The following is a 1,117-nucleotide window of genomic DNA, read 5'->3' on the forward strand; positions in this document are numbered from 1 at the left end:
ACATTCACTGTTACGGGCGGTGGCTCGGCGATTATATTCGGCGGAGGTGAGGGAAGCTTTGGGGTGTACTTGAGCAATATGCCGAACGATATCGGTTTTGTCATCTCTGGAGGCGCAGGCGGAGGCGCAAACGTTGGACTCAGCGCGCAAGTTGGGTATGTGCCTGATGCACTGTCGAACGTTTCAGGCACGACGACGAACTACAATGCCTCCTGTCTTGTTGGTAGTGGCACATGGATGACCAATCCAAAAACGGGCGCATTTGCTGGCGCCTCTATTGGACCGGCTGGCAGGCTTGGTGGCTCGGTTACAAACGCCGAGACCCGTACATTTGGTCTCCGCGACGCCTTTGATTGGCTGTTTGACAAACTAGGAGGCATCAAGTGAGCCTGTCACCGCGACACAGATTCATATGGGGTATGGTCATCTTCGTCATTGTCGGCTTGGCAATTGCGATTGCCGCCGGAGAACGCGCGGACCATTCACAAGGGCTCATGGTGGGATTCTTCGCTTGGGTCGGTATCGGTTCGCTTGTACTCATGCGGATTCGCTGCCCACGATGCGGTACCCCTGTGGTCTACCAAGGGAAGTTGGGCAAGGTATCGGTCTACGCTGGGTTCGTACGACAGCATTGCCAGAACTGTGGTGAGGACTTGGGCAAGAAGACCTGAATTGCAGCCGCTCGTGCGCCGCCGAATGCTCTATTCGGTGGCCGCATCGGAGTGGGATTCGTCTCTGAGCGTCCGCAGGTACCCCATGAATCAGGAGGGGGAGAAAGCAGTTGCCGCGAACATCTACCCATTGGGCAAGCGGCATATTTTCCTATTTCGGAGTCTACAAATGAGACTCTGATTCGGAGAGCATGGGCGCATGAGCACCCCTGCTACTACTATGCTGGCCGCCTATTTGCAGGCCGAAACCGATGTCCTCCTCGGCAAGGAAGCGCGCCTCGGCGATCGCGTCTTCCGCAGCGAAGACTTGGCCGAGATCCGCGCCGGCCGTCAGGAATGGGAACGCCGCGTCGCCGCTGAGCGCGATCGAGCATCCGGGGCGCCGACCCTGGGCGGCCTACGCTTCTCTGTCGCGCGCCTCGACTGATGGGTTCGCGTCTGAACCC

Annotated in this window: 2 protein-coding genes; both read left to right on the forward strand. The window is 58.3% G+C overall.

Annotation, left to right across the window (positions count from 1 at the left end):
* A partial coding sequence (locus tag AC1D12_RS33830; protein ID WP_477845450.1) for a hypothetical protein occupies positions 1-387 on the forward strand: 387 nt, incomplete at its 5' end.
* Between the two features lie 483 nt (positions 388-870).
* Positions 871-1,098, forward strand: coding sequence for a DUF6148 family protein (locus AC1D12_RS33835; RefSeq protein WP_477845451.1), 228 nt, complete (start codon positions 871-873; stop codon positions 1,096-1,098).
* Positions 1,099-1,117: the final 19 nt, after the last annotated feature.

Source organism: Rhizobacter sp. P1_G5 (genome assembly GCF_056405435.1).